General features: G+C 48.0%; 2 protein-coding genes. One reads left to right on the forward strand and one right to left on the reverse strand.

Going from position 1 to position 1,909, the window contains the following annotated elements; all coding sequences use genetic code 11:
• Positions 1-70 precede the first annotated feature (70 nt).
• Positions 71-1,138, forward strand: coding sequence for a glycosyl hydrolase family 18 protein (locus ACPLUI_RS14395; protein ID WP_424660932.1), 1,068 nt, complete (start codon positions 71-73; stop codon positions 1,136-1,138).
• Positions 1,139-1,217: 79 nt separating this feature from the next.
• Here ACPLUI_RS14395 and ACPLUI_RS14400 read toward each other — a convergent pair.
• On the reverse strand, positions 1,218-1,909 hold a 692-nt coding region (locus ACPLUI_RS14400; RefSeq protein WP_424660933.1), incomplete at its 5' end, for an SPL family radical SAM protein.

Raw genomic sequence — 1,909 nt, forward strand, 5'->3', positions numbered from 1 at the left:
ATAAAACGTCCTGAAGCGTATATATCAGATTGTTTTTGATAAAAATAGCTCAAAAACGGAGGAGCATCAAATGGGCCGAAAAAAGCTGTTCTATGTAGCTATAGCAACTATCATAGTTATCACGCTCGGTAGCTGCGCTGGAATCAGAAAACCTCTTATCCTCTTAAGACCAGGAGTAAGCGGTTTTTACGTCAATGACCCCGAAGGCTTTGATTCATTCCCCTCCCTACAAGCTCATAGCGATGTGTTGAATGAAATCTACCCGTTATGGTATCATGTACGCCCTGACGGTTCTCTGGAAGAAGAACCCAATCCCCAGGCAATTAACTTGGCCAGGAAAAGAGGAATCAAAATAATACCGCTCATCAACGTAGTTCCCAGTCAAGACGATGTTCTGTTGAACCCGGCAGCGCGAAATAACGCAATAGCAAATATAGTCCGCGTGGTCAAGAGTAACAACTACGATGGTGTCAATATAGATTTCGAATTTATTCCCTCCTCGACGTACCGGGATTTTACCGTCGATCGAGATAAATTGACCCTTTTCATGGAGATACTGCACAAACATATGCGTACGCTGGGAAAACAAACCCACATGTGTGTACTCCCCCACGTCCAGGTATCTCCGGAAGTAGCAGGAGTATACGACTACGGAGGGCTGGCACCTTACGTGGACAAGGTGACTATCATGTGCTACGACCACAGTCAGGCTAGCAGTCCACCAGGCCCACTGGCACCCTTCTCCTGGGTGGAACAAAACATAAAAACGGCTATCGACCAGGGATTCCGCCCCTCTCAAATTTGCCTGGGAGTAGCAACTTACGGGTATGATTGGCCCGCAGGTAAAACAGGTGGCTTTTCCAGACCCACCAGGGAGATTATGCAACAGGCCAGCTTGAAAGGCTACCAAGTAAGGTGGAGTGATAAATACCAAGAACCATACTATATCTATCGGACCATACAAGGACTGGAAAGAGAAGTCTGGTTTGAAAACTATGCAACATTACAGACCAAAATTGAACTCGTAAAAAAATATAAACTTGCAGGAATTTGCATCTGGAGACTGGGGTTTGAAGATAAAAAGTTCTGGGATACTATTATCAAAAACTGGGGAAGAAAGCAAACAGGTTCCAGCTGAATTTTAAAAAATGAACTGTTAAACCCCTTATCCCAGAACACCAGATCAGAGGTTTCCACTTCCACCAGAACGTCCACCTCTAACCAATCCTTAAATCGTAGCCGTATTTCTGCGAAAGGGTCGCCAACTCTTCTGACAGTATACGCAAGTACCCGCGGGGGTCGGAAAGGTACTGTTCCAGGTGTTTTAGCGTCCAGGGAAGCATTGTCTGGTAAACAAATTTTAGACGATACACGGAAGCAGGATAAGGGTTCAACGAATCGAGGTAGACTTCCTTAACCCCGGCTTCTTTCAGGCCAGATATAAGCTCCTCCAGTACCCCGGGAGCGTCGCTCACTCCCGGAAGAACAGGCGCAATAAAGGCCCATACGTGCAAGCCTTCGGCAACGAACCTTTTCGCAGCCAGGAGGCGTGCCGACGGCGAGGCGGCCCCGGGCTCTAACACAGCGGCTACCCTGTCATCAGAAGTGGTCACAGTAAAACCGATGGAACAATTTTTCAGCTTCTTGAGCACATCCACATCCCGCACCACAAGATCGGATTTCGTCAGCAGATCAATCTCCGCGTCTGGCCACTCCTCCGCAAAGACCTCCAGGGAGCTCCTGGTAAGGCTGAACTCTTCTTCCGCAGGCTGGTAGGCGTCTGTAACGGTACCAAAGATAATCCTGCCCGAAAGGCTTCTTTTCCGCTTTAATTCTCGCCTCAAAACTTCCGGGAAGTTGACTTTAGCGGCCACGAAATCTCCCCATTTCCCGGAGTGGCCGGAAAAAC

Origin of the sequence: Desulfofundulus sp. (assembly GCF_049701015.1) — a bacterium.
In the GTDB taxonomy this organism is placed as follows: Bacteria; Bacillota; Desulfotomaculia; order Desulfotomaculales; family Desulfovirgulaceae; genus Desulfofundulus.

Bases quoted from the DNA above. Each gene is read 5' to 3' on its own strand.
- ACPLUI_RS14395 (WP_424660932.1), top strand. From the start codon at position 71: ATGGGCCGAAAAAAGCTGTTCTATGTAGCTATAGCAACTATCATAGTT.